We start from the raw sequence: 25,054 nt of genomic DNA on the forward strand, positions 1-25,054 counted from the left end.
GCGCTTCGCAAAAAATGGGAAAGGAACGAAACTCGCTTCGCTCAAACAACGTTCCTTTCTGATCCATTTTCTGCGAAGCGCAAAATGCTGCGTCCCCAGCGGGGGCACTTCAAAAACAAACCCAACCCCAACATCAAAATCAAGCCGCTGGAATTTCTAAGATTACATTTCTTCAAAATTAGAGAATCTGGTTGCCGCTGTTTTTGACTTGGCTTTTGCTTTTGACTTTAAACCGCTCGGAGCCTCGCCGATTGTGCGGTACAGAAAATGGATCAGAAACAGGTGTGTTTGAGCCGAAGGCGAGTTTCGCCTGTTTCCCATTTTTTGTGCCGCATAATCGGGTACCCGAAGGGCGAGGCTTGCGGTCGCCTTTCTTTGCTTCCTTTCTTTGGCGAAGCAAAGAAAGGAAGTAGCTGTCGGGCTACCCCGACCAGCAAGCACAAAAATCAATGAAACTATCACACGATAGCAGGACATAAAAGAAAAAAGCCACATGTCCCCATGTGGCTTTGTTCATGAAGCGGCCAGAATAGCGCTTCCCTATTCGACAGCCTTCACCATATCCTCAATCACCTTCTTAGCATCCCCAAACACCATCATGGTCTTATCCATGTAGAACAGCTCATTATCCAGACCGGCATAACCGGACGCCATGGAGCGCTTGTTCACTACGATGGTCTTGGCCTTGTAGGCTTCCAGGATAGGCATGCCAGCGATAGGCGATTTCGGATCCTTTGCAGCAGGATTGACCACGTCATTCGCGCCCAATACCAGCACCACGTCGGCCTGGCCGAATTCGCTGTTGATGTCTTCCATCTCGAACACCTGGTCATACGGCACTTCGGCTTCTGCCAGCAACACGTTCATGTGACCAGGCATGCGACCCGCCACAGGGTGAATCGCGTACTTGACGGTAACGCCCTTGTGCGTCAGCTTTTCTGTCAGCTCCTTCAGCGCATGCTGGGCGCGCGCCACCGCCAGGCCATAGCCGGGAACGATGATGACGGTTTCAGCATTACCCAGCAGGAAGGCAACGTCGTCGGCAGAGCCGGATTTGACGTTGCGCTGTGCCTGGCCTGCTGCGCCGGCTTCTGCCGGTGTGCCGCCAAAGCCGCCCAGGATCACGTTGAAGAAGGAGCGGTTCATCGCCTTGCACATGATATAGGACAGGATCGCGCCGCTGGAGCCGACCAGTGAACCGGCGATGATCAGCATGGAGTTATTCAGCGAGAAACCGATACCTGCCGCTGCCCAACCGGAATAGCTGTTCAACATTGACACCACCACCGGCATATCGGCGCCGCCGATAGGGATGATGATCAGCACGCCCAGTACAAAGGCAATCGCCGCCATCAGCAGGTAAGGAATCCAGGCCGGCTCATTACCCGGTGCGAAGCAGAAGATCAGGCCAAAACCTATCATCGCGACCGCCAGCAGCAGGTTCAGCAAATGCTGGCCGGCAAAGCTGACCGGTGCGCCCTGGAACAGCCGGAACTTGTATTTACCGGACAACTTGCCGAAGGCGATCACCGAACCGGAAAAAGTAATCGCGCCGACAAAGGTACCGATGAACAGCTCCAGGCGGTTACCGAAAGGAATCGCTTCAAAGCGGCCGGTAATATTGAAAATCCAGGGTTCGGACACGACTGCCACGGCGATACAGACTGCCGCCATACCGATCAGCGAGTGCATCGCAGCGACCAGTTCCGGCATCTTGGTCATTTCGACCCGTTTTGCGAGGACAGCACCAATACCGCCACCCACCACCACACCCAGCACCACCAGGCCATAGCCGAGACCGGCACCCGCTGCTTCGCCTTTCAGCTTGACGATCAGTGCAACGGTAGTGGCTGCCGCCAACACCATGCCCGCCATGCCGAACGCATTGCCGCGCCGCGCGGTCGACGGATGGGACAAACCTTTCAGCGCCTGGATAAAGCAGACCGAGGCGATCAGGTACAACAAGGTCACCAGATTCAAGCTCATTATTTATCCTCCTTGGCAGGTGCCTTGGGTTCTTTTTTCTTGAACATTTCCAGCATCCTCTGCGTGACCAGGAAGCCGCCAAATACATTGACGGCAGCCAGTGCCACAGCAGCAGTGCCCATTACCTGGGCCAGCAAGCCTTCAGTCAGGCCGGCTGCCAGCATGGCGCCGACGATGATGATGGCGGAAATGGCATTGGTGACCGCCATCAGCGGGGTATGCAGTGCCGGGGTAACCGTCCACACCACGTGGTAACCGACGTAGATAGCCAGTACGAAGATGATGAGATTGGTAAGGGTGTGACTAACTTCCATGATGCCCTCTCTACTTTTAATTATGAAAACAGATGGTGGCCACGTAAAACCGGCGATTCTCCGATGCCGGTTTTACTGTCTTACTGAGGCCCTTAATATTCCTTCATGCTTGAAATCTGATTTTTACCGTCGACGAATACCACCTTGGGCAGGAAGCTGCCGGCTTCTTCGTCTGTCATAGGAGCATAGGTACAGATAATCATCAGATCGCCCAGGTGCACGCGGCGCGCTGCGGCACCATTCAGCGAAATTTCGCCGCTACCGCGCTTGCCTTTGATGGCATACGTGGAGAAGCGCTCGCCGTTATTGATGTTGTACAACTCTATCTGTTCAAATTCCTTGATATCGGCCGCGTCGAGCAGATTTTCGTCTATGCCGCAGGAGCCCTCATAGTGCAGATCGCACTGGGTAACTGTGGCACGGTGAATTTTGGCGCGGAGCATATTTCTTTGCATGAGACTTTACTTTCTACTTTCTTAAAATTTCGCCACCGGAGCAAACCAGGGTGGCGGCTACAATTTCGTCCTCGCGGTTGATGGCGAGGGCGGCATCTTTATCGATGATCAGTTTGAGGAAATCCAGCACGTTGCGCGCATACAGCGCAGATGCGTCGGCAGCAACCAGCGTGGCCAGGTTAGGCTCGCCTATGATGTGCACGCCATACTTGGTCACGGTTTTATCCAGCTCGGACAGGGGGCAGTTGCCGCCCTGCTCGACCGCCATGTCGACGATCACCGAACCCGGCTTCATGGCCTTGACGGTTTCTTCAGAAATCAGTATCGGCGCCTTGCGGCCCGGTATCAGCGCAGTGGTAATGATGATGTCGGCCTGCTTGGCGCGTTCATGCACCAGTTCTGCCTGGCGGCGCATCCAGTCTGCCGGCATCGCGCGCGCATAGCCGCCGGTACCCTGGGCAATTTCTTTTTCTTCATCGGTCAGGAAAGGCACGTCGATGAATTTGGCGCCCAGCGATTCCACCTGCTCCTTTACCGGCGGACGCACGTCGGATGCTTCAATCACTGCGCCCAGCCGTTTGGCAGTTGCAATCGCCTGCAAGCCGGCCACGCCGACACCCATGATCAGCACGCGGGCAGCCTTCACTGTGCCGGCTGCCGTCATCAGCATGGGCATGAAGCGCTGATAGGTATTGGCAGCCAGCATAACGGCCTTGTAGCCGGCAATATTGGCCTGCGACGACAGCACGTCCATCGATTGCGCGCGCGTGATGCGCGGCGCGGCTTCCAGCGCAAAAGCGGAGAGGCCGTGCGCCGCCATCGCAGCAATATTGTCCGCATCAAAGGGGTTCAGCATGCCGACCAGCACCGTGCCGGATTTGATCAGCGCGCGTTCTTCCGCGTTCGGAGCCCTGACCTTGAGCAGCAGGTCGGCGCCGAAGGCATCGGCCGCGCTGCCTATCTGCGCACCCGCAGCCTGATAAGCCTCGTCGGTAATGCTGGACGCAATACCGGCGCCAGATTGCACAATCACCTGATGTTTGGCGGCGACATATTTCTTGATCGTTTCTGGGGTCGCCGCTACACGCGTCTCGCCCGGCCGTGTCTCGGCGGGGATGCCGATTTTCATAGATTAGCTCCTTGGTTTTTTGCTTCGTAGTTTAGGCTTCGATATTTCTTTTTTTTAAACTCGGACAGGACAATGATGGCATCAATTTAGAATGCGGGCGGGCGCGATGTGCGCATTCCCGGGTATTTTGCTGACTCCCATGCATCAAATCTTACAAAAAGCTTACGTTTTATAGTGAACAACGATATTACACGCAAATTGTTTTTTAGCACAACCGTTCGTTTTTGTACTTTTTTGGCAATGCCCGCGCGATTTTCCTGGCCCGCAGCAATGAGCAGACCATTCTCGCCAGTTAAAAATCCCATGAAAAACAAGGCCCTGCAAGCCTGCCATCATTATATTAAAGCATGCCTAGGTTACACGTCATTGACAGGCGAGTGTGATGCAAGAACGTATATACAAAATTAGCATTAGCTAATTCGGCATTGAATTCAGGCAGCCATGCTCCACTTAATGTGGCTGCCCGTCCACAAGCTGGCCGCCTGTGCCTCCCTAGGCTTGTCCAAGCTTGCCTGCAGCAAAGATGGCCGGACGGGAAATGGCTTAAAATAGCGCCTTATTCGAAAGTATGTATGTCAGATATCTGGAAACCCTCAGTCACCGTCGCCGCGATCATCAGCCGCGACAATAAATTCCTGATGATAGAGGAAGAAACCTCGGAAGGCGTGCGCATCAACCAGCCAGCCGGCCACCTCGATCCCAATGAAACGCTGCAGCAGGCTGTGGTTCGCGAAACGCTGGAAGAAGCTGCGCACGACTTCACGCCCACCGATTTGATAGGCACCTACCTGTCGCGCTATGTGTCGCCTGCGACCGGCCAGGAAGTGACCTACCTGCGCTTTGCCTTTGCCGGCGAACTGGGACAGGCGCATGACCGGCCGCTGGACACCGGCATCCTGCGCACGGTCTGGATGAGCCATGACGAATTGCTGGCATCGCAGGCACGCCATCGCAGCCCACTGGTCATGCAATGCGTGAACGACTATCTGCTGGGCAAGCGCGCGCCGCTGTCGCTGTTATATACCCATCCATCCGCTCTCGGCGCAGGAGTACAGTAATCATGGCCAAGAAAAGAGTCGTAATAGGTATGTCCGGCGGTGTCGATTCCTCAGTATCGGCCTGGCTGCTGAAACAGCAAGGCTATGAAGTCATCGGCCTGTTCATGAAAAACTGGGAAGATGACGATGATTCGGAATATTGCTCTACCCGCCAGGACTGGATAGATGCCGCCAGCGTGGCCGACGTGGTGGACGTGGATATTGAAGCCGTCAATTTTGCCGCCGAATACAAGGACCGCGTATTTGCGGAATTCCTGCGCGAATACCAGGCCGGCCGCACGCCCAATCCTGACGTGCTGTGCAATGCCGAAATCAAGTTTAAGGCCTTCCTGGATCACGCAATGAAGCTCGGTGCCGATTACATCGCTACCGGCCACTATGCACGCGTGCGTGAAGTGAATGGAGAATTCCAGTTGCTGAAAGCGCTGGATGCCAGCAAGGATCAAAGCTATTTCCTGCACAGGCTGAACCAGGCGCAATTGTCCAAGACCCTGTTCCCGCTGGGCGAAATCCAGAAGACCGAAGTACGCAAGATCGCCGAGCAACTGAAGCTGCCGAATGCGGCCAAAAAGGACTCCACCGGTATCTGCTTCATCGGCGAGCGCCCGTTCCGCGAGTTCCTGAACCGCTATCTGTCGTACAAACCCGGTGCGATGAAAACCCCGGAAGGCGAAATTGTCGGCGAGCATGTAGGCCTGAGTTTTTACACACTCGGCCAGCGCAAGGGCATAGGCATAGGCGGCATCAAATCGCATCAAAAAGCAGACGGCAGCGGCGACGCCTGGTATGTGGCCAAGAAAGACGTGGAAAGCAATACGTTGTATGTGGTGCAGGGACACGACCATCCATGGCTGCTGTCTTCAGCACTGGAAGCGGGCCAGAATAGCTGGATCGCCGGTTATGCTCCCGAGAAACGGGAACTGTCCGCCAAGACCCGCTACCGCCAGGCCGATATCGCTTGCGCGATCGATACCAGCCAGGCCGGCAGCTTCGGCTTGTCCTTCGATGTCGCCCAGTGGGCCGTCACTCCCGGACAATCCGCAGTGCTGTATGACGGCGACATCTGCCTCGGCGGCGGCATCATCAGCTCCGCAGCCAGGGCCTGAGCCTGCCGGGTTACAGGTTTGCCTGGGGCTGCGCTAATCGGATTGGCCGGTTAGCGCAGCACTCAACGCGTAACGGCGACGAATAACTTCGGCAGCCTTCAACTACATCCCTTGCTGGATCAATTCCAGACACGCCATCGCTATACCCATATTAGTCCTGCCATTAAGCAACAGCACGGATTGCACGAATTGCACGAGCAGGCACTGGAAGGCATGATCGTGATCATCAAGAATCGCCGGGCCGCCGCGTGGCCGCCCTGATCAATTTTCTGGCCTTGCAACTGGCAGATCACTAAAACTTGTAAAGCGGTACACTGCGTGCAGGAGGGGCGGTTTGCCCCGACTATTCCACTGGAAATTCAAAAACTGATTTGCAGCAACGCCGGATTATCGGGCACCTGCATACGCATTACCATGACTCCGTCGTCCTGGCCGGCATAGCGCTTCGCCTGGATCGTTTAACACTTGTGAAAGGATTCACCATGCATATCGATTTGACTGGGAAAACCGCCATCGTTACCGGTTCCACGCGCGGCATAGGATATGCCATTGCCACTGGCCTGGCCCGTACCGGCGCCACTGTCGTTATCACTGGCCGCAAGCAGGCCGACGTCGATAGTGCCCTGGCCAGCCTGCGCAGCCAGGTACCGGGTGCCATTGTGCGCGGTGTTGCGGCAGACCTGAGCGGCGCGGCGGGCTTCAAAGTGCTGAAGGATGCGGAGCCGCAGGCTGACATCGTGGTCAATAACGTCGGCATCTTTGCGCTGCAGCCCTTCGAGGAGATCGCCGACGAAGAATGGACCCGTTTCTTCGAAATCAACATCATGTCCGGCGTCCGTGCCAGCCGCGCTTATCTGCCCGGCATGCAGGCTAAAAACTGGGGGCGCATCGTCTTCATTTCGTCGGAGTCCGGCATCAATATTCCGGCCGACATGATCCACTATGGCTTTACCAAGACCGGCAACCTGGCTATCTCGCGCGGACTGGCCAAGAGCCTGGCGGGAACCGCCATTACCGTCAATGCGGTACTTCCTGGCCCGACCTTGTCCGAAGGGGTGCAGGATCTGGTGGCGCCGGGCGGCGATATCGCCACAGCTGAAAGGGTGGCGAACGAATTCGTCAAGGAGCATCGCAGCTCATCCATCATACAGCGTGTCGCCACCCCGGAAGAAGTTGCCAATATGGTGGTGTATGTCTGCTCAACCCAGGCATCTGCGACCACGGGCGCAGCGCTGCGCGTCGATGGCGGCATTGTCGAAACCTTTGCCTGAGCGACGGTAAAATCAGTTCGGCAACCTGGCTTGATGGCGCGTATCTGCGTCCACGCATAGGCCGCATAGGTCATACGGAATATGTAACATCCAGACGACAGTGAGCTTGCAATCCGCGCAAGCCACTGTCTCGCATCACAGGCAAGGTGTACACTGCTTCCCAGACAAAATGGAGAAGCACATGCTCAACGCGCGTTACCTGACCCTGGTTCTTTCTGCCTTCGTATTTTTGCTGTCTTTTTTCCTGGCGCTGATCCTCGATAAGGGATGGTGGCTAGTTTTGGTATCCGGTGCATTGACCGTAATCGGCATCAGCGATTTCCGGCAGACCAAGCGTTCCATCCTGCGCAACTATCCCATCCTGGCCAACTTCCGTTTTTTCTTTGAATACATCAGGCCCGAGATACGCCAGTATTTTCTGGAAGAAGATACCGCAGCCAACCCATTCTCGCGCAACCAGCGCTCCATCGTTTACCAGCGCGCCAAGCAGGAGCTGGACAAGCGCCCTTTCGGCACGCAACTGGATGTGTATGAATCCGGCTACGAATGGATCAACCATTCGATCAGCCCCAGTGTCATCCACTCGCACGACTTCCGCATCATCATCGGTGAAGGACGCGCGCAGCCCTATGCAGCCAGCGTATTCAATATCTCGGCGATGAGCTTCGGCGCCTTGTCGGCCAATGCGATTCGAGCGCTGAACCAGGGTGCACAAAAAGGCGGCTTCATGCACGATACCGGCGAAGGCAGCATCAGCCGTTATCACCGCCCCGAAGACAGCAATGATGCGGGCGGAGACCTGGTCTGGGAAATCGGCTCCGGCTATTTCGGCTGCCGCAATGCCGACGGCAGTTTTTCGGAAGAGCGCTTCGTCGCCAGCGCCACGCTGCCGCAAGTGAAGATGATCGAAGTCAAGCTGTCGCAAGGCGCCAAGCCAGGCCACGGCGGCCTGCTGCCGGGCGCCAAGGTGACGTTTGAAATAGCCGAGGCGCGCGGCGTGGAACCAGGCGTCGATTGCGTATCGCCTGCAGGACATTCAGCTTTTGATTCCCCTGAAGGCTTGCTGCAATTCGTCGACAAGCTGCGTACGCTGTCCGGCGGCAAACCTACCGGCTTCAAGCTGGCGATAGGCCATCCATGGGAATTTTTCGGTATCGCCAAGGCCATGCTGAAAACCGGCATCACGCCGGACTTTATCGTCGTTGACGGCAGCGAAGGCGGTACCGGTGCAGCGCCGGTGGAATTTACCGACCATGTGGGCGCACCTTTGCAAGAGGCCTTGCTGCTAGTACATAACACGCTAGTCGGCATCAATCTGCGCAGCAAGATCAAGATAGGCGCGTCGGGCAAGATCATTACCGCCTTTGATATTGCACGCACGCTGGCGCTGGGCGCAGACTGGTGTAATTCCGCGCGCGGCTTCATGTTTGCGCTCGGCTGCATACAATCGCAAAGCTGCCATACCGGCAAATGCCCTACCGGCGTGGCCACGCAAGACCCCTCCAGGCAAAGGGCCCTGTTCATTCCGGACAAGGCAGAACGCGTCGCCCACTTCCACCAAAACACGCTGAAGGCATTGAAGGAATTGATAGAAGCAGCGGGCCTCAGCCACCCCAAGGAATTAAAGCCGCGCCACCTGGTGCGCAGGGTATCGCCGAATCAGGTCAAGCTGGCATCCAGCCTGCTGCCCTATCTGGATCCTGGTGAGCTGCTGGACAGCACGCAGGTATCGCGCTTGCCCGAAGTGTTTGCCACTTACTGGCCGGTGGCACAGGCAGAGTCGTTTCATTGCCTGAAATAAACTTTTATATTATTTTCTTATTTCGCCCTGCAGGCTGAATCTTTTCCGTTTTTCTCTCAAAACCACTGGCCTGCCCTATGGGGCAGGGCTGCGAGCGCGTATTCAAACGCATACAGGCCACAAACAAGATTGAGGAAATGTCCGCTATTTCAAAATTAAAATTTGACTGACTTTGCTTACCCTGCATAATCTACCGCGCGGGCAGCATGGACGCAAAAAAAGGAAAAATAAGCCACACGTTCTATTTTTTTCCGAAATTTGACTTAATGGATTTCTTTACAATTAGTTTGTATGAAATTATATTTACATTTTTCACCCCCTGAAAATACCCAGCCATCATGAATCGTCCCGATCTTCAAGCAGTTGGCGGTACAGTCAATGCACGCATTGGCAAGGTGTATATGAATTTGTCGAAGGCGCACCGCAAAGCAGCGGACTATGTGCTTTCCAATGTGTTCCGCTCTGCAACGATGTCGATTGACGAGCTTGCCAATGCGGTCGGCATCTCGGTGGCAACTGCCAACCGCTTTGCGCGTGCGCTGGGCTTTGAAGGGTATCCGCAATTCCGTGCTGAGCTGGTGTATGGCTTCGAAGCCATGCTGGCGCCTATAGACAAACTGCGCACCGAAGTGCAGCGCCCTGCCAGCAGCGTGGAAGTGATTGCTTCGGCGCTGAATGAAGATATCAATAACCTGGATGCCACCCGGCGCGGCCTGGTGCCTGAACTGTGCAGCCAGGCAGTCAGGATGATACTGAATGCCGAGCGCATCTATATCGTCGGCTATGGCGCCAGTGCCTTCCTGGGCGGCCTGATGATGCACAATCTGGAGCCCTTTTGCGACACGATACAATCGACGGTCGGCTGTGGCGGCCCCTCCCACGTCGCGCGGCAATTGTTCAAATACGGTGCCAAGGATCTGGTGATTGCGATTTCCTTCCCGCGCTATGCAGAAGACGTGGTGACGATACTGAATCGCGTGCGTGACAAGGGTGTGCCCATCCTGGCACTGACAGATGCGCCCAGTTCCCCGCTCGCCTCATTGGCAACAGTCACTCTGTATGCACAGACCCGCAGGCAACTGGCCCCCAACTCCGAGGCTGCTGCCTTGTGCCTGATAGAGGCGATATGCAGCGCCGTCGCGCACCAAGCCAAGTCTCCGGTCAATTCCGCGTCGGAAATGATGGAGTTCATGCTGCCCTGGATGTATCAGGACCCAGTCTCGCAACAACGCAGGCCAGCGGTCATTGAGGCCGACGAGGCCGCAGGCTCCGCCAACTAATCCGCACCAGACACGTACTGTGCACGCCACCTCCCAGTTCAAACCCGGCATCGCCATCCATGGCGGCGCCGGCACCCTGCTGCGCTCCGCCATCAGCGGAGAAGAAGAGCAGCTTTATCTCGCTGCACTGAATCAGATATTGAGGGCTGCGGAACACATTCTGTCGCTGGGCGGCAGCGCCGTGGATGCCGTGACCGAGGCGGTCAGACTGCTGGAAGACTGTCCGCTATTCAACGCCGGCAAGGGTGCGGTCTTTACCTCTGCCGCGACACATGAGATGGACGCCGCCATCATGGACGGAGCTGCATTGAAGGCAGGTGCAGTAGCCTGCGTCAGCCGCATACGCAATCCGGTGCTGGCAGCGCGCGCAGTGATGGACAACAGCCCGCATGTGCTGCTGGTTGGCGGCGGCGCAGAACTGTTCGCGCAGGCGCAGGGCCTGCAAATGGCAGACGCGGATTACTTTTATACCGAAGCGCGCTACGCGCAATGGAAAAACGCGCAGCAAGCCTCGTCCATCCTGCTGGATCATGACGCCGCCGCGCGGCAGGAAAAGTCGCCAGTGGAGCCAGTCATACCAGTGATGCCGGCGCCTATCGATCCAGACAATAAATTCGGCACCGTCGGTGCAGTCGCGCTGGACCGGCATGGCAATCTGGCTGCGGCAACCTCCACCGGCGGCATGACCAACAAGATGCAGGGGCGGGTCGGCGATACGCCTATGCTGGGCGCCGGCTGCTACGCCAATAACCGTACCGCAGCGATGTCGGCCACCGGCACCGGCGAAAGCTTTATGCGCAGCCTGGCATTGCATGACATCTCGGCGCAGATGGAATACACGCTCTGCTCACTGCAGCAGGCCGCAGAAAATGTCGTCATGCACAAACTGCCTCTGTATGAAGGCCGCGGCGGCGTGATTGCCATCGATGCGCTAGGCAATATCAGCATGCCCTTCAATACCGAAGGCATGTACCGCGGTTTCATGCACGTCGGTGCTCAACCGGTGTGCCTGATCTATGGTTAATTTCTCGTCAATTTACCGCTGAAGCTTTCTCCCAGCACATCTATACTTCTTTTCAGCCACCTAGCCCACTGCCGAACCGGTTGTAGCGCTGCGGTGTCCTTCGATGTATCTATACAAAACTAAAACAAGGAAATATGAAGATGCAAACAGCCTCTAAACTGATCGCCGCAATTGTGATCCTGGCTATCCTGGTCTCGCTGGCGCCGTTCGCTACTGTGCCGGCAGGTAACCGCGGTGTGATGACGACATTCGGCAGTCCGTCGCCGGAAGTGTATAGCGAGGGCATACACTTTCGTTGGCCGATAGCGCAAAGCCTGCACCTGGTGCCGGTATCGATACAAAAAGGAGAAGGTGAAGGCGATGCCGCATCCAAGGATTTGCAGACCGTGCACACCCGCGTAGCGATCAACTACCATGTGCGTCCTGAAGCTGTGGTATCCGTGTATCGCGACCTGGGTAATGAACCAGGCGAGCGCATCATCATCCCTAGTGTGCAGGAAGCAGTAAAAGCAGTAACAGCCAGGTTCACGGCAGAAGAGCTGATCTCCAAGCGTTCGCAGGTGCGCGATGAAATTGTGCTGGCCCTGCGCGAGAGAATGGCGCGGCACGGCCTGGTGGTGGATGAGTTTTCCATCGTCAACTTCAATTTCAGCAAGACCTTCAATGAAGCGATCGAAGCCAAGACCACCGCCGACCAGTTGAAGATGAAAGCGGAACGCGATTTGCAAAGGATAGAAGTGGAAGCAAGGCAGAAAATTTCACGCGCCAAGGCTGAAGCTGAATCGCTGGCACTGCAACGCCAGCAGGTAACACCGGAATTGCTGCGTTTGAGGGAAACGGAAAACCAGGCCAAGGCGATAGAAAAATGGGATGGCCGCCTGCCCACGACCACCGGCGGTGCAATCCCCTTCCTGAACATAGGTAGCGGTGGTAGCGGTAGCAGCAATAGCGGTAAATAAATAGGCGGCGATAACAGGCGCGAAGCAGCCGCTACGGTGAAATGCCCTTGCACGGTATACTGTGCAAGGGCATTTGTCATTTTGCATACTTTGCGTTTGCCCGCAGGCTGGAATCCGGATTTTTCTTGAAACTGGCGCATGCAACGCCATCTGTATCAGGAGTTAATTGTTATTTTTATCATCAGGCAAGCAGTGTGGGCCAGCCCGATGAGCGCAAAAACGCATGGACGTTGATCGATAGCTAAAATCAATCGAAAGTATAAATATAATTGACTCTACAAATGACAAGCTTTGGCCTACACTACGAACTCATATGAACTTTTTAACCTCACGAGGAAACGACAATGTCTCTGATTAATACACACATCAAACCGTTTAAAGCCACAGCCTACCAAAACGGAAAGTTCATCGACGTCAGCAATGAAACAATGAAGGGCAAGTGGTCTGTTGTCGTGTTCTACCCTGCTGACTTCACTTTCGTCTGCCCTACAGAACTGGAAGATCTGGCGAACAACTACGCTGAATTCCAAAAAATGGGCGTTGACGTATATGGCGTATCCACAGACACGCATTTCGCACACAAAGCATGGCATGACACTTCCGACGCGATCAAAAAAGTGCAATACGCACTGGTTGGCGACCCAACAGCAACCCTGGCACGCAACTTTGAAGTACTGATCGAAGAAGAAGGCCTGGCACTGCGCGGCACTTTCGTCATCAATCCAGAAGGCCAGATCAAGATCATGGAAGTTCACGACAACGGTATCGGTCGTGACGCATCCGAACTGCTGCGCAAGGTAAAAGCTGCCCAGTACGTTGCATCCCACCCAGGCGAAGTTTGCCCAGCTAAATGGACAGAAGGCGCAGAAACACTGACGCCGTCACTCGACCTGGTAGGCAAAATCTAAGCAGTCAATCGTAGGTAGCTTGAAACCTGTCCATTCGGGCGGGTTTCAGCAAGATCCCTTCGAGTTGTTCCGACGCGCAGCGCGCCGCTGGCGTGCTGCGCTCAAAAAATTGTAACCCTGTTATGGAAATGGACACATCATGTTAGATGCAAATCTCAAAACCCAGTTGAAAACCTATTTGGAAAAGGTCACGCAGCCGATTGAGATCGTCGCCTCTCTCGATGGCGGAGCCAAATCCCAGGAATTGAAAGCCTTGCTGGAAGAAATCACTTTGCTGTCTGAGCGCATCACTCTGGTTGAGCGCAACGATGATGCAGAGCGCAAGCCTTCCTTCAGCATCAACCGTCCGGGAACAGACATCGGCGTACGTTTCGCCGGCATTCCCATGGGACACGAATTTACATCACTGGTACTGGCGCTGTTGCAGGTTGGCGGTCACCCCATCAAGCTGGACGATGCGGTGATAGAGCAAATCCGCAACCTGGATGGCGACTACCAGTTTGAAACCTATATTTCCCTGACCTGCCAGAACTGCCCCGAAGTCGTGCAGGCGCTGAATGTGATGTCCATCATCAACCCACGCATCCGCCAGGTAACGATAGATGGCGCACTGTTCCAGGATGAAGTGGAAAAACGCCAGATCATGGCTGTGCCTACTACCTACCTGAATGGCGAAGTATTCGGCCAGGGCCGCACCGGCGTGGAAGAAATCCTCGCTAAGCTGGACAGCAATGCCGGCAGCCGCAAGGCAGAGGAACTGAGCAAGAAAGATGTGTTTGACGTATTGATCGTCGGCGGTGGGCCTGCGGGCGCCGCAGCGGCTATCTATGCGGCTCGCAAAGGCATCGCCACCGGCGTATTGGCTGAGCGTTTCGGCGGCCAGGTGCTGGATACCATGGCCATTGAAAACTTCGTTTCTGTGCAAGAAACCGAAGGGCCCAAGTTCGCCACTGCGCTGGAACAGCATGTGAAGAGCTATGAAGTCGATATCATGAACGTACAGCGTGCCGACACGCTGATACCAGGCAAGATATTGCAGGTTAAAACTGCCAGCGGCGCAACGCTGAAAGCGAAAAGTATCGTACTCGCAACCGGTGCGCGTTGGAGGGAAATCAATGTGCCCGGCGAGAAAGAATACCGCAACCAGGGCGTTGCCTACTGCCCGCATTGCGACGGCCCGCTGTTCAAAGGCAAGCGCGTAGCGGTCATCGGCGGAGGCAATTCTGGTGTTGAGGCAGCGATTGATCTGGCCGGTCTGGTCAGCCATGTCACGCTGATCGAGTTCGCCGCTGAGTTGCGTGCTGACGCTGTGTTACAGCGCAAGCTGAACAGCTTGCGCAATGTCACTATCATCACTTCGGCACAAACCACCGAAGTGCTGGGGGACGGCAAAAAGGTCAACGGCCTGAACTACAAAGACCTGAAGTCCGGCACCATCAACAAAGTGGAGCTGGAAGGTGTGTTTGTTCAGATCGGCCTGGTGCCCAATACCGAGTGGCTGAAAGGCACCCTGGCCTTGTCGCGCCACGGTGAGATCGAAGTCGATGCAAAAGGCCAGACTTCCATCCCCGGCGTATTCGCTGCAGGCGATGTCACGACCACGCCGTTCAAGCAGATCGTGATTGCAGTCGGCGAAGGTGCCAAGGCTTCGCTGAGCGCATTCGACTACCTGATCCGCAATACTTTCGACGATGAAGAGTCGGTGGTAGAGACTGAAAAGGTCGCTGTAGCCGCATAATGCTTCAATACTCGGCGATAGCCGGGTAGAGACTGCTTTATATACTGCTCTATATAAGAAAGGGCCCGCAACGTTGTTGCGGGCCCTTTTTCCATGCTTTTCGCGCCGATTAAAAAGCGCCAGGCTCTCCCGCAAGTCCTTGTTTTTTCTTGATTTTATATCTCTATAGGCAACAAATTCCCGGTTTAAATCATTTTCCTTGCTGCAAGTTAGAAAAAGACAGATGAAATAGTACAAAAAGACTTGCAAATTCTCGCTGAATACACAATAATCTAAATAAGAATTGTTCTCGTTTAGATTAACAGGAGAAATAAATGACTCAAATTACGTCCACAGAAGTACGTCCAGAAGCTCGTACTAGCAGCGTATCGAGCTTGTCGGCCAAAAGCGATAGCACTCCTGTCGTGCGCCTGAAGAGCCGCGAACTGATGCGCCAGATGCGTGAAGTAGAAATCGATCACGAAGGCCGCATCTATCGCCTGCGCATCACGCAATTGAACAAACTGATACTGACTGCCTGATTTTTGTCCGGGCAAGCCATAACGATATTGAGTTTTACTAGCCAGCTGCGCCACGGTACCGGAAGCATGATTGTAGCGCGCGAGCCAAACCATTCTATAAGGAGAGTTTGATGGCTAGCAGTAATCCGGAATTTTTTGAGCCAGGCAGCAGCCCAGCGCAGCCTGAACTCCTGGTCTCCGCAGTGTTACACCTGATGTCGCATTACACGGTCAACAATACAGAAAACGGTGACCACAATGCATGCGTCAAACTGGCGTCGGTCATAGAGCGCCATTTAAAAATCCTGGCCGACCTGCCCGACCTGGCTCCTGTATTAAGGGCAACCTGCCAGCAGTTATCGGAGCAGTGGGCCCTGGTCGAAGAACGTACTTTGCCCCAACAGGGCAAATTCAATTTGCTGGCGCGCCTGATGACGGGCGCAAGTGTGAATTGAATACTTTATAGCTAAACTTAAGGTGTTACATGATTGTCTGTGTCTGCAATAACGTCTCTGAAAAGAAACTGCGCAATGCCGTTGAATCCGGCATGACCACCATGGCCGAACTGCGCACCAACCTTGATGTCGGCACCTGCTGCGGCAAATGCGCAAGCTGTGCCAAAAGCATACTGCGCGAATGCATGGACAAAGCCATGCCGGCCCATATCCACCAAGTACATTTCCGTCCCAACGCATTAGCCGCTTGATCGCCATGCAAACTGCCACCGCTTCTGCATCCATGCAATTTGAGTTGCCTCTCGCCTTGATAGAAAAGCTCAGGAAATCCGGCTCGCTGATTATTACCGTCCTGGCACATCTGGGCCTGATCTACGCGCTGCAAAACGGCCTGATCCGTCACGTCCAGCAAGCCTTGCCAAAAGAAATTTTTGTCAGCCTGGTGACTTCGCCGGATAAACCTGCCGCACCCAAGCCAGCCCCAAAGATCATCCCCATGACCAAGCAGGCGGTAACTCCTCCTGCCCCGGTTATTCCCATCGTGAACAATGCACCGGCGGAAAACGCCATCGTGATCACACAGGCGGTTGAACCCAAGGTCGCGCATACCCAGGAAGCAGCGGCACCGATAGTGCAGGCGCTGCCGGCACCACCGGCCCAGCCCAAGACCATCTCCGGCATTGAATATATACAGCCACCCAAACTGGAATACCCAGCCATCTCCCGCCGCATGGGCGAAGCCGGTAAGGTGACCCTGCGCGTGCTGGTCAATGAAAAAGGCCGTGCAGAAAAAGTGGAAATAGAAAAAACCTCAGGCTTCCAGCGCCTGGACGAAGCAGCACGGCAAGCGCTGCTGCGCGCCCTGTTCAAGCCGTACATCGAAGACGGTAAGGCCTTAACGTTCTGGACCAGCGGGATTTTTACGTTTGATTTGAATAGCTAGGATTCAATCAAGCACAAATATAAAAGGGAGCTTAGCTCCCTTTTATATTTTCGTGTTAGACATCTCTTTCAACAAAACTTTCAAGGCATTTAATGTCTTTCAAGTGCTTATCTTTTTGGGAATCATCAGCAATCACTGCCAACTTCTTGAGTTTGATAAGGCATGATGCGGACGCTAACCGGACAGGAATCCCAAATAATTTTGCATCTATCGCGTCGACTGCAATTTCAGCGTACGTTGGGCCAATTTTCAAAGGGGTTAAAAGTTCGGCGTAGAATCGCTTTTTGATTACCACTTGCAATCCTAGTTTGGCGAATGAATCCTCCTGATAGTCGTGCATATTCAAGCTGCTCAAAGCCTGTGAAATTTTCAGCGAATTTTCAACTGAGGCACTAACCAGCAAATCCATGTCGTCAGCTTGCCGCTCCTCACAATACCAAGCTACGGCTAATCCGCCAATTACAATGAATTCCACACCAATATCTACAAAAGAAAGAATCAATTGCTTATTCGATTCAACATGAAAAAGCGAATCCCCAATTCTATTCATTAATATCCATCCCATGTCCATTGAGCTTCAGTAGCATAAATCGCTATGCCCCTCTATTTTCCACTGACCTCCATCGCCAAGCTTCGCTCGTCTGTACGTGGAAAATAAGCATACCCCTTGCGGGTCGCCCAGACATTGACCTGATGGTGCAGTGGGATCAGGCCAAATTCACTCAAGGCCAGCTGGCTGGCTTGCTGCCATAGCTTTTCCTGCTTGCCGGTGTCTATTGTCGCCAAGGCCTGCTCAGCGAATGCATCCACCTTGGGATTGCTATAGCGTCCGTAATTGCCTGTACCCCAGCCTTTTTCCGCATTGTAGGTCGTCAGCATGGATTTCACGAATGTCGATACATGTCCCAGTCCGCCTCCCCAGCCCAGCATCATCACACTGAACTCCTGCTTGGACATGCGCGAGAAAAATACCGCCGAGGGCAGGGCCTCGACCTTGGTCACTATGCCTATGCGCGTCAGCATTTGCGCAATGGTCTGGATAATCTTTGCGTCATTCACATAGCGGTCGCTGGGGCCGTGGATAGTCAGGCCAAAGCCATCCGCATAGCCTGCATCTGCCAGTAATTTTTTGGCTGCGGCGATATCCGCAATATCTGCCTTCAGGCCAGGCAAAGTACCGAAGTAGCCTTCGGGCAGCAACTGGCCGGTGGCAATCGCGTTTCCTTCCATCACCCTGTCGACGATCGCCGCGCGATTGATTGCCTTGGAAATTGCCTGGCGCACCCGCAGGTCTTTCAGCGGATTCTTATCCAGCTGTTTGCCATTCTTGTCTGTGACATAAGGCGACTTGTCGCGCAACTGGTCTACTTCCAGAAAAATAAGCCGGTTGGATACCGTGCTGAATAGCCGCGCATCCGGATTCGCCTTGAGCTGCGCGATGTCCGCCGGCGGCACTCCCTCTATCACCTGCACATCGCCAGCCAGCAGCGCCGCTACCCGCGCAGAAGGCGTTGTCAGCATGCGCAAGCTGACCCTGTCCCACTGGGGGCGCTTACCCCAGTAGCTGTCATTTCTCGCCAGCTCCACGCGGTCACCGCGCTTCCATTGCACAAACTTGTAAGGCCCGGTACCGACCACGCCTTTGCCGCTATTGAAATCCTCGCTGCTCAGGCCCGCAGTAGCCTTTTTTGACACGATGAAAACATTGCTGACATCGCTGAGCATCAAGGCATAGGGCTTGGCCGTTTTAAAACGTATCGTGTATTTATCGACGATGATTTTCTCGGCGATCTGCTTCGTATACAAAGTGAAAGGGCCGGGACTGTTCAATATCGTCGCCGGTCGGTCGAAAGAATAGGCCACGTCTTCGGCCGTGAATTCTGAGCCGTCGTGAAATTTGACGCCCTTGCGCAATTTGAATTCCCAGGTAAGTTCATCCACCACGCTCCATGACTCAGCCAACCCGGGAATCAGCTTGCCCTTTTCTCTATCCGGCGTGACCAGGAAATCGAAAATGTGCATAGATACGTTCACATTGGGGCCCACCAGATGGTAGTGCGGGTCCATGGAGGTCACATCAAAAGCCATTCCCATCGTCAGGTCGGCGGCATGCAGCGGCAAGCACCAGGCAAAGAAAGACACGGCAAACGCAGCGACGATTTTTTTCAGCATGCTCCGGCTCCAGCAGTTTTTTCAGGCAGATTGGCGAGCGCAAAAACCAGCAGCGCACAAGGTGAAATGGAGAGACAGATGACGCGGCAAGCCCCGTCGCCGCGTCATCTCTTAGAAGCTGCTGCGAAATTACGCTGGCGTTGTTGCTCCTCCTCGCCGTACTACTCGTACTGTCTTCGTCGTCGCGCCTAGCCAGCCTAATTTCGCAGCAGCTTCTTAGTGATAAATGGAACGATTATCAATAGCGTTTTCATGTAGTTTTGTCAATATATTTTCTGTAAAACGTATTTTTAGGGACACATCTGTACTATCATGATCTCGAAGGCAGATTGCAATACAAATCGCCGCCACACAAGACATACGCAGCAAGCCAGAACCAGCCATTGCGCCAGCCACAGTGCTCGCATCATGTGCAGCTTCGCCAGCTCACAAGTCAATATTCAACGAATTAACAAAGAACAAGAGGATCCCATGAAAGGTGACGTCAAAGTTATCAAGCTACTCAACGCTCAACTGACCAACGAATTGAGCGCGATCAACCAGTATTTTTTGCATGCACGCATGTACAAGCACTGGGGATTTGAAAAGATCGCCAAGAAAGAATACGAAGAATCAATAGGTGAGATGAAACATGCCGACAAGATTATCAATCGTATTCTGATGCTGGATGGCCTGCCTAATCTGCAAGCGCTGCACAAGCTGATGATAGGGGAAGATACTTCAGAGATGCTGCAATGCGACCTGAAGCTGGAAACCGCCGCGCACAAGACAGTGACTGAAGGCATCGCCACCTGCGAAGCGGTAGGCGACTATGTGTCTCGTGAAATCTTCCGCGAAATCCTGGATGACACGGAAGAGCATATCGACTGGCTGGAAACCCAATTGGACCTGATAGAAAAAGTGGGCTTGCCCAACTACCTGCAGTCGCAAATGGCCGACGAGGAATAAGCGGAGCTTTCGCCGTCAGGCGAACCTGCAGCAAAGAAAAAAGGACGCGAGAGCGTCCTTTTTAGCTTCTACCGCCGCCGATATTATTCCGGCACGGTATCCTTGAAAGATGGCCGCTCAGACAATTTGTCGAACAGCTTCGCCAGGTTAGGGTAATCCGTGCGCCAATCGATCTCGGGGAAGCGGAAGGCCAGCCAGCCCAGTGCACAGGCAACGCTGATATCTGCCAGCGTCAGGTGGTTGCCGGTACAAAACGGCGATTCGCCCAGGCTTTCCGACATGGACTTCAAACTGGCGCTTACTTTGGACATCTGGCGCGCAATCCAGGCATCACTTTGCTGCGCCTCGGCGCGCTGTGTCTTTTCCAGCCTGACCAGGATCGCGGCATCCATGATGCCGTCTGCCAGCGCTTCCCAGCATTTGACTTCCGCCCGTTCACGACCATTGGCCGGAATCAGCTTGCCGACCGGCGTCAGGGTATCCAGATATTCAACGATGACGCGGGAATCGTACATCACCAGGCCATCTTCCATCAGCAGACAGGGTACCTTACCGAGGGGGTTGGACTCTTGTATCGTGGTTTCAGGTGCCCAGACGTTTTCCAGTATCAGGGCGTAATCCAGCTTCTTTTCCGCCATGACGATGCGGACTTTTCTTACGTAGGGGCTTGCGAGGGAACCAATCAGTTTCATAGGCACTTTGAGAAAATATTAGCTCAAATTATAGCATTGCCTCCCCCCTCTCCCTCTTTCTGAACATTTTTGACAATTGAGAACAACGGGTGTGGAGCAGGCCCGCTAATGGTAAAATCGCATATTCGACGCAAAAAAGATCCTGAATCTGCACAAAAAACCGAGGTTTCTTCACTTATCCGGTTTTTGCATAAATTCCATTTTTGTTGTTTTTTGCGCAAGGCTTTTCTATCCTTTCTCTGCTATCCCTGCAAAATCATGTCACTTTCCACACTTTCCGCCCTGTCCCCACTCGATGGCCGCTATGCCGCCAAAGTTGACGCGCTGCGTTCCACCTTATCTGAAGCCGGTTTCATGCACCACAGGGTGAAAGTTGAAGTGTGCTGGCTGCAAGCCCTGTCTGCTGCCGGTTTTGCAGAGATCAAACCCTTCTCCGCCGCCGCCAACGCGATACTGGACAAACTGGTAGCCGAATTCTCTGAATCCGATGCAGAACGCATCAAGGCAATCGAAGCAGTGACCAACCACGACGTAAAAGCGGTTGAATACTGGATGAAGGAAAAAGTCAAGGATGTTCCTGAGTTGGTTGCTGCGTCTGAATTCATTCATTTCGCCTGCACCTCGGAAGACATCAATAATACTTCGCACGGCATGATGCTGAAGACAGCGCGCGACCAGGTGATGCTGCCGGCTCTGCAGAATCTGATCACAAGGCTGACGGAGTTGGCACACACAAACGCCGACGTGCCCATGCTGTCTCGCACCCATGGCCAGGCTGCCAGTCCAACAACGCTGGGCAAGGAAATGGCCAACGTAGTCGCTCGCCTGCAGCGCGCGCAAAAACGCATAGTCCAAGTCGAAATTCTGGGCAAGATGAACGGTGCGGTGGGCAACTACAATGCCCACCTGTCTGCCTATCCTGCACATGACTGGGAAAGCTTTTCCAAAGAAGTGATAGAACAGCGCCTGGGCCTGGTCTATAACCCATACACGATACAGATAGAGCCGCACGACTATATGTCCGAGCTGTTCGATGCCTTCGCCCGCGCAAATACCATCCTGCTGGATTTGAACCGCGACATCTGGGGCTATATCTCGGTCGGCTATTTCAAGCAAAAAACCAAGGCTGGCGAAATCGGCTCGTCCACGATGCCGCACAAGGTCAATCCTATCGACTTTGAAAACTCCGAAGGCAATCTTGGCCTGGCCAATGCACTACTGAAGCATTTGTCCGAAAAACTGCCGGTATCCCGCTGGCAGCGCGACCTGACCGATTCCACCGTGTTGCGTAATATAGGCGTAGCGCTGGGTTACACGTTGCTGGCTTACGATAGCTGCCTGCGCGGCTTGAACAAGCTGGAAGTCAACCACGAAAAACTGGCGGCAGACCTGGATGCGACCTGGGAAGTGCTGGCGGAGCCGGTACAGACGGTCATGCGCCGCTACGCGATAGAAAACCCCTACGAGCAATTGAAGGAGCTGACTCGCGGCAAGGGCATCTCCAAAGAAGCACTGCGTGAATTTGTACTGGGACTGGCGATACCGCAAGATGCAAAAGACCTGTTGCTGGCGATGACGCCCGCCAACTACACCGGCATCGCCGCCGAACTGGCGCGCAAGATATAACACCTAGATAAAGATGATGGTGGCGCACAGGCGCTGCCCTCATTTCAAGCCGCTTCATGCGTTTGATATGGTGTGATCCGGTTTAATATCAGAAATTCAAGTTTACAGGCCTTTTTGCGACCGGCCTGCACGCTTGAATTTTTTTTGGTAGAATTAGTTCGAATTCAGACTAATCCAATCCGAACTAATGAGGAGGGTGTAATAGTGCAAACAGCAACACGCTATACCAATACGGCAATATTGCTGCACTGGCTGGTGGCCATCCTGATCATATCCGGCTTTTGCCTCGGTGTGACCATGGTGAACATTCCTGGCCTGACCCCGACCAAGCTCAAATATTTTTCCTGGCACAAGTGGATAGGCGTCACCGTGCTGGCACTGGCCTGCCTACGCCTGCTGTGGCGCCTGACCCATGCCGCTCCGCCGCATCCGGCCGGCATGTCGGACTGGAATATCAAACTGGCCAGCATCATGCACGGTTTATTGTACCTGCTTATTTTTGCGGTGCCGGTCTCCGGTTATTTCTACAGCCTGGCAGCCGGCGTGCCGGTGGTGTATCTTGGATTGTTCCCGCTGCCGGTCCTGATTGACCCCAATCCGGAATGGAAGCCTGTTTTAAAAGCAGTCCACTACTGGCTGAACGTGACACTGCTGGCCTCGGTCATCCTGCATGTACTGGGCGCCCTGAAGCATCATTTTATCGACCAGGATGGCATCTTCAAACGCATGATGCCTGGTAAGCAAACCTAAACCTAACGAAGGATATTTCATGCAATCACTTTCCTCGCTTTCCCTGCGTTCCAATGTGCGCCTGCAAATCGGTGCTGCAATCATGGCTGCCTGCGTCGCTGTCCCTGCACTGGCGGCTGCACTCAAGGTAGACCCCGCCAAGAGCACGGTAGGCATCGTCTTCAAGCAATTGAACGTGCCGGTCGATGCGAAGTTCAAGAAGTTTACTGCCGCCATCGATTACGATGCAGCCAAGCCTGAAGCGTCCAAAGCGACCGTCGATATCGACGTTTCCAGCTTCGACCTGGGCGATCCTGAATACAACAAGGAAGTGGCAAAGAAAGAATGGTTCAATGCCGCGCAATTTCCTAAAGCCAGTTTCGTTTCCACCAGCATGAAAGCCGGCGCCAACGGCAAGCTGGACGTCAGCGGAAAATTGACCATCAAAGGAAAAACCGTCGATGCAAGCTTTCCTTTGACGGTGAAGAAAGAAGGCAGCAACCAGGTATTTGAAGGCAGCCTGCCTATCAAGCGCCTGACATTCAATATCGGCGAAGGCGAGTGGAAAGACACCAGCATGGTCGCCGATGAAGTCGTCATCAAGTTTCACGTAGTAGCAGCTCAATAATTGCGAGCCGCCGGCTCACAATTAATCATCACCCTTAAGCAGTTTTAATAATTCATACCTAGGAGTTTCACAATGAAGTTACAGCAATTTATCGCAGCAGCACTGGTTCTGAGCGCTTCCCACGCTTTCGCCGACACTTACAATATCGACCCTAACCACACCTACCCAAGCTTTGAAGCTGACCACATGGGCATCTCCGTATGGCGCGGCAAGTTTGACAAAACAACAGGCGTGATCAATCTGGACAAAGCCAAGAAAACAGGCACTGTCGATATCACTATCGATACAACATCCCTGGATTTCGGTCATGCAAAAATGAGTGAGCATGCAAAATCCAAAGACATGTTCAACGTAGAGCAATTCCCTACAGCGACATACAAAGGCACATCAATCAAGTTTGAAGGCGACACACCAGTTGCTGTAGAAGGCAACCTGACTTTGCTGGGCGTCACCAAACCTGTCACACTGACTATCAACAAATTCAAATGCATCCAGCATCCAATGTTGAAACGTGAAGTGTGCGGCGCCGATGCAACAGCGCAATTCAAGCGTACTGATTTCGGCCTGAACTACGGCACGCCTTTCTTCGCACCAGAAGTAAAACTGGCTATCCAGGTAGAAGCTTTGAAGGCTGACTAATCTGGCCTTATAATCTGCGCCGTTGCCCTTACCGGCAACGGCCGGATTTTAGAGCGCATCCCATCCATGTCGATCGATATGAATGGGATACGCTCCAGCAAGGATGCTGCAAAATTAGTCTGCCCCGTACCGGTACCCGGGCTCATCTTGCAACAGCTTTTTTCATAGCCGTCAGGTATATATGAAGCATCTTACACACTGCGTCGCTTATCATGGGTGAACGCTATCTACGTAGCATACGGTTATTGGCCGAATGCATGCAGTCCTTCGAAAAGTCTTCCGCGCAAAATGTGCGGCAACTGGGCTTTACCCATTCACAGTTCGATATTATTGCCACGCTGGGCAATACGCCCGGCATGACTTGCAAGGATCTCGGTGACAAAACCTTGATCACCAAAGGCACGCTGACCGGCGTACTCGACAGGCTGGAACAAAAAGGCTTGATAGAAAGAGAACGCGGATGCGATGACAGGCGTCAGTTGTTTGTCAAACTGAGCGCCGAGGGAGATGCAGTATTCAAGGAAATCTTCCCGCAAGTCGTCAGCAAGGGCAAGCAGCGTTTTGATGACTACACCGATGCCGATTATGACTCGCTGGAACGCGAATTGCTGAAACTGAGAGAGCGGCTGCTGCGGGTTGTAGACTAACTCACCGGTAGTTCACTTAGCTCCCACACCATCGACAAGCCAATGA

General features: G+C 53.9%; 26 protein-coding genes. 19 read left to right on the plus strand and 7 right to left on the minus strand.

The genetic code is table 11. The annotated features are described in order from the left end of the window. Positions 1-540 precede the first annotated feature (540 nt). The 4 genes from IEW12_RS13950 to IEW12_RS13965 form a co-directional block, all read right to left on the minus strand. A complete protein-coding gene (locus tag IEW12_RS13950; protein ID WP_188566606.1) occupies positions 541-1,986 on the minus strand; it encodes an NAD(P)(+) transhydrogenase (Re/Si-specific) subunit beta in 1,446 nt (481 codons plus the stop codon). Further along, positions 1,986-2,300, minus strand: a complete 315-nt coding sequence (locus IEW12_RS13955) for a proton-translocating transhydrogenase family protein (RefSeq protein WP_188566607.1) — start codon at positions 2,298-2,300, stop codon at positions 1,986-1,988. Before IEW12_RS13955 ends, IEW12_RS13950 begins: the two co-directional genes overlap by 1 nt. 92 nt (positions 2,301-2,392) lie before the next feature. Then, positions 2,393-2,755, minus strand: a complete 363-nt coding sequence (panD, locus tag IEW12_RS13960) for an aspartate 1-decarboxylase (RefSeq protein ID WP_188566608.1) — start codon at positions 2,753-2,755, stop codon at positions 2,393-2,395. Between the two features lie 13 nt (positions 2,756-2,768). Then, positions 2,769-3,884 carry a Re/Si-specific NAD(P)(+) transhydrogenase subunit alpha gene (locus IEW12_RS13965; protein ID WP_188566609.1) on the minus strand — a complete coding sequence of 372 codons (1,116 nt, stop codon included), beginning with the start codon at positions 3,882-3,884 and terminating at the stop codon, positions 2,769-2,771. A gap of 572 nt (positions 3,885-4,456) precedes the next feature. Between IEW12_RS13965 and IEW12_RS13970 the strand changes: the two genes are divergently transcribed. The 13 genes from IEW12_RS13970 to IEW12_RS14030 all read left to right on the plus strand — a co-directional run bounded on the left by IEW12_RS13970 (position 4,457) and on the right by IEW12_RS14030 (position 16,927). Continuing rightward, positions 4,457-4,942, plus strand: coding sequence for an NUDIX hydrolase (locus IEW12_RS13970; RefSeq protein ID WP_188566610.1), 486 nt, complete (start codon positions 4,457-4,459; stop codon positions 4,940-4,942). Between the two features lie 2 nt (positions 4,943-4,944). Next, positions 4,945-6,048 (plus strand): tRNA 2-thiouridine(34) synthase MnmA, encoded by a 1,104-nt coding sequence (mnmA, locus tag IEW12_RS13975; RefSeq protein ID WP_188566611.1) that lies wholly within the window; start codon positions 4,945-4,947, stop codon positions 6,046-6,048. 482 nt (positions 6,049-6,530) lie between these two features. After that, positions 6,531-7,319: an SDR family NAD(P)-dependent oxidoreductase gene (locus IEW12_RS13980; RefSeq protein ID WP_188566612.1), complete on the plus strand. Its 789-nt coding sequence runs from the start codon at positions 6,531-6,533 to the stop codon at positions 7,317-7,319. Positions 7,320-7,500: 181 nt separating this feature from the next. Beyond that, positions 7,501-9,120, plus strand: a complete 1,620-nt coding sequence (locus tag IEW12_RS13985) for an FMN-binding glutamate synthase family protein (protein ID WP_188566613.1) — start codon at positions 7,501-7,503, stop codon at positions 9,118-9,120. A gap of 338 nt (positions 9,121-9,458) precedes the next feature. Next, entirely contained in the window at positions 9,459-10,400 is a 942-nt protein-coding gene (locus IEW12_RS13990) for a MurR/RpiR family transcriptional regulator (RefSeq protein WP_188566614.1), read from the plus strand. A gap of 19 nt (positions 10,401-10,419) precedes the next feature. Further along, positions 10,420-11,424 carry an isoaspartyl peptidase/L-asparaginase family protein gene (locus tag IEW12_RS13995; RefSeq protein ID WP_188566615.1) on the plus strand — a complete coding sequence of 335 codons (1,005 nt, stop codon included), beginning with the start codon at positions 10,420-10,422 and terminating at the stop codon, positions 11,422-11,424. Positions 11,425-11,564: 140 nt separating this feature from the next. Next, positions 11,565-12,383 (plus strand): prohibitin family protein, encoded by an 819-nt coding sequence (locus IEW12_RS14000; RefSeq protein WP_229751109.1) that lies wholly within the window; start codon positions 11,565-11,567, stop codon positions 12,381-12,383. A 344-nt stretch (positions 12,384-12,727) separates the two neighbouring features. Next, positions 12,728-13,291, plus strand: a complete 564-nt coding sequence (ahpC, locus tag IEW12_RS14005) for an alkyl hydroperoxide reductase subunit C (protein WP_188566617.1) — start codon at positions 12,728-12,730, stop codon at positions 13,289-13,291. 139 nt (positions 13,292-13,430) lie between these two features. Further along, a complete protein-coding gene (gene ahpF / locus IEW12_RS14010; RefSeq protein ID WP_188566618.1) occupies positions 13,431-15,029 on the plus strand; it encodes an alkyl hydroperoxide reductase subunit F in 1,599 nt (532 codons plus the stop codon). Between the two features lie 314 nt (positions 15,030-15,343). Beyond that, positions 15,344-15,550: a hemin uptake protein HemP gene (gene hemP, locus IEW12_RS14015; protein ID WP_188566619.1), complete on the plus strand. Its 207-nt coding sequence runs from the start codon at positions 15,344-15,346 to the stop codon at positions 15,548-15,550. Positions 15,551-15,660: 110 nt separating this feature from the next. Next, positions 15,661-15,984, plus strand: a complete 324-nt coding sequence (locus IEW12_RS14020) for a hypothetical protein (protein WP_188566620.1) — start codon at positions 15,661-15,663, stop codon at positions 15,982-15,984. A 92-nt stretch (positions 15,985-16,076) separates the two neighbouring features. Then, positions 16,077-16,235, plus strand: a complete 159-nt coding sequence (locus IEW12_RS14025) for a bacterioferritin-associated ferredoxin (protein ID WP_371874537.1) — start codon at positions 16,077-16,079, stop codon at positions 16,233-16,235. Positions 16,236-16,240: 5 nt separating this feature from the next. Beyond that, complete coding sequence (locus IEW12_RS14030) at positions 16,241-16,927, plus strand: energy transducer TonB (RefSeq protein WP_188566622.1); 687 nt, start codon at positions 16,241-16,243, stop codon at positions 16,925-16,927. A 55-nt stretch (positions 16,928-16,982) separates the two neighbouring features. Here the strand turns inward: IEW12_RS14030 and IEW12_RS14035 are convergent, their stop codons facing one another. Beyond that, a complete protein-coding gene (locus IEW12_RS14035; protein WP_188566623.1) occupies positions 16,983-17,492 on the minus strand; it encodes a hypothetical protein in 510 nt (169 codons plus the stop codon). 38 nt (positions 17,493-17,530) lie between these two features. Continuing rightward, positions 17,531-19,099, minus strand: a complete 1,569-nt coding sequence (locus IEW12_RS14040; RefSeq protein ID WP_188566624.1) for an ABC transporter substrate-binding protein — start codon at positions 19,097-19,099, stop codon at positions 17,531-17,533. Positions 19,100-19,570: 471 nt separating this feature from the next. Here IEW12_RS14040 and bfr point away from each other — a divergent pair, with 471 nt between their 5' ends. Further along, the gene (gene bfr, locus IEW12_RS14045) at positions 19,571-20,047 is read left to right on the plus strand and encodes a bacterioferritin (protein ID WP_188566625.1); all 477 of its coding nucleotides are present in this window, start codon (positions 19,571-19,573) and stop codon (positions 20,045-20,047) included. A gap of 83 nt (positions 20,048-20,130) precedes the next feature. Here bfr and IEW12_RS14050 read toward each other — a convergent pair whose 3' ends face one another. Next, the gene (locus IEW12_RS14050; RefSeq protein ID WP_188566626.1) at positions 20,131-20,739 is read right to left on the minus strand and encodes a glutathione S-transferase family protein; all 609 of its coding nucleotides are present in this window, start codon (positions 20,737-20,739) and stop codon (positions 20,131-20,133) included. 258 nt (positions 20,740-20,997) lie between these two features. On the opposite strand from IEW12_RS14050, the gene purB reads away from it, so the two are divergent. From purB to IEW12_RS14075, 5 genes are all read left to right on the plus strand, one after another. Further along, positions 20,998-22,365 carry an adenylosuccinate lyase gene (gene purB, locus IEW12_RS14055; RefSeq protein ID WP_188566627.1) on the plus strand — a complete coding sequence of 456 codons (1,368 nt, stop codon included), beginning with the start codon at positions 20,998-21,000 and terminating at the stop codon, positions 22,363-22,365. A 204-nt stretch (positions 22,366-22,569) separates the two neighbouring features. After that, positions 22,570-23,115 carry a cytochrome b gene (locus tag IEW12_RS14060; protein WP_188566628.1) on the plus strand — a complete coding sequence of 182 codons (546 nt, stop codon included), beginning with the start codon at positions 22,570-22,572 and terminating at the stop codon, positions 23,113-23,115. A gap of 82 nt (positions 23,116-23,197) precedes the next feature. Further along, entirely contained in the window at positions 23,198-23,722 is a 525-nt protein-coding gene (locus IEW12_RS14065; protein WP_371874543.1) for a YceI family protein, read from the plus strand. Positions 23,723-23,794: 72 nt separating this feature from the next. After that, the gene (locus IEW12_RS14070; RefSeq protein WP_188566630.1) at positions 23,795-24,361 is read left to right on the plus strand and encodes a YceI family protein; all 567 of its coding nucleotides are present in this window, start codon (positions 23,795-23,797) and stop codon (positions 24,359-24,361) included. A 257-nt stretch (positions 24,362-24,618) separates the two neighbouring features. After that, positions 24,619-25,008: a MarR family winged helix-turn-helix transcriptional regulator gene (locus IEW12_RS14075; protein WP_229751110.1), complete on the plus strand. Its 390-nt coding sequence runs from the start codon at positions 24,619-24,621 to the stop codon at positions 25,006-25,008. The last annotated feature ends 46 nt before the right edge of the window (positions 25,009-25,054 follow it).

The sequence above is a fragment of the Parundibacterium terreum genome, assembly GCF_014636315.1.
In the GTDB taxonomy this organism is placed as follows: Bacteria; Pseudomonadota; Gammaproteobacteria; order Burkholderiales; family Burkholderiaceae_D; genus Undibacterium; species Undibacterium terreum.

What these genes read in the sequence shown, in the direction of transcription:
- IEW12_RS13980 (WP_188566612.1), top strand. Translation starts at nt 6,531, where the DNA reads ATGCATATCGATTTGACTGGGAAAACCGCCATCGTTACCGGTTCCACG.
- IEW12_RS14035 (WP_188566623.1), bottom strand. Translation starts at nt 17,492, where the DNA reads ATGGGATGGATATTAATGAATAGAATTGGGGATTCGCTTTTTCATGTT.
- mnmA (WP_188566611.1), top strand. Translation starts at nt 4,945, where the DNA reads ATGGCCAAGAAAAGAGTCGTAATAGGTATGTCCGGCGGTGTCGATTCC.
- IEW12_RS13955 (WP_188566607.1), bottom strand. Translation starts at nt 2,300, where the DNA reads ATGGAAGTTAGTCACACCCTTACCAATCTCATCATCTTCGTACTGGCT.
- IEW12_RS14030 (WP_188566622.1), top strand. Translation starts at nt 16,241, where the DNA reads ATGCAAACTGCCACCGCTTCTGCATCCATGCAATTTGAGTTGCCTCTC.
- panD (WP_188566608.1), bottom strand. Translation starts at nt 2,755, where the DNA reads ATGCAAAGAAATATGCTCCGCGCCAAAATTCACCGTGCCACAGTTACC.
- IEW12_RS14075 (WP_229751110.1), top strand. Translation starts at nt 24,619, where the DNA reads ATGCAGTCCTTCGAAAAGTCTTCCGCGCAAAATGTGCGGCAACTGGGC.
- purB (WP_188566627.1), top strand. Translation starts at nt 20,998, where the DNA reads ATGTCACTTTCCACACTTTCCGCCCTGTCCCCACTCGATGGCCGCTAT.
- IEW12_RS14050 (WP_188566626.1), bottom strand. Translation starts at nt 20,739, where the DNA reads ATGAAACTGATTGGTTCCCTCGCAAGCCCCTACGTAAGAAAAGTCCGC.
- bfr (WP_188566625.1), top strand. Translation starts at nt 19,571, where the DNA reads ATGAAAGGTGACGTCAAAGTTATCAAGCTACTCAACGCTCAACTGACC.
- hemP (WP_188566619.1), top strand. Translation starts at nt 15,344, where the DNA reads ATGACTCAAATTACGTCCACAGAAGTACGTCCAGAAGCTCGTACTAGC.
- ahpC (WP_188566617.1), top strand. Translation starts at nt 12,728, where the DNA reads ATGTCTCTGATTAATACACACATCAAACCGTTTAAAGCCACAGCCTAC.
- IEW12_RS14020 (WP_188566620.1), top strand. Translation starts at nt 15,661, where the DNA reads ATGGCTAGCAGTAATCCGGAATTTTTTGAGCCAGGCAGCAGCCCAGCG.
- IEW12_RS13970 (WP_188566610.1), top strand. Translation starts at nt 4,457, where the DNA reads ATGTCAGATATCTGGAAACCCTCAGTCACCGTCGCCGCGATCATCAGC.
- IEW12_RS13965 (WP_188566609.1), bottom strand. Translation starts at nt 3,884, where the DNA reads ATGAAAATCGGCATCCCCGCCGAGACACGGCCGGGCGAGACGCGTGTA.
- IEW12_RS13990 (WP_188566614.1), top strand. Translation starts at nt 9,459, where the DNA reads ATGAATCGTCCCGATCTTCAAGCAGTTGGCGGTACAGTCAATGCACGC.
- IEW12_RS14025 (WP_371874537.1), top strand. Translation starts at nt 16,077, where the DNA reads ATGACCACCATGGCCGAACTGCGCACCAACCTTGATGTCGGCACCTGC.
- IEW12_RS14070 (WP_188566630.1), top strand. Translation starts at nt 23,795, where the DNA reads ATGAAGTTACAGCAATTTATCGCAGCAGCACTGGTTCTGAGCGCTTCC.
- ahpF (WP_188566618.1), top strand. Translation starts at nt 13,431, where the DNA reads ATGTTAGATGCAAATCTCAAAACCCAGTTGAAAACCTATTTGGAAAAG.
- IEW12_RS14040 (WP_188566624.1), bottom strand. Translation starts at nt 19,099, where the DNA reads ATGCTGAAAAAAATCGTCGCTGCGTTTGCCGTGTCTTTCTTTGCCTGG.
- IEW12_RS13985 (WP_188566613.1), top strand. Translation starts at nt 7,501, where the DNA reads ATGCTCAACGCGCGTTACCTGACCCTGGTTCTTTCTGCCTTCGTATTT.
- IEW12_RS14000 (WP_229751109.1), top strand. Translation starts at nt 11,565, where the DNA reads ATGCAAACAGCCTCTAAACTGATCGCCGCAATTGTGATCCTGGCTATC.
- IEW12_RS14065 (WP_371874543.1), top strand. Translation starts at nt 23,198, where the DNA reads ATGGCTGCCTGCGTCGCTGTCCCTGCACTGGCGGCTGCACTCAAGGTA.
- IEW12_RS13950 (WP_188566606.1), bottom strand. Translation starts at nt 1,986, where the DNA reads ATGAGCTTGAATCTGGTGACCTTGTTGTACCTGATCGCCTCGGTCTGC.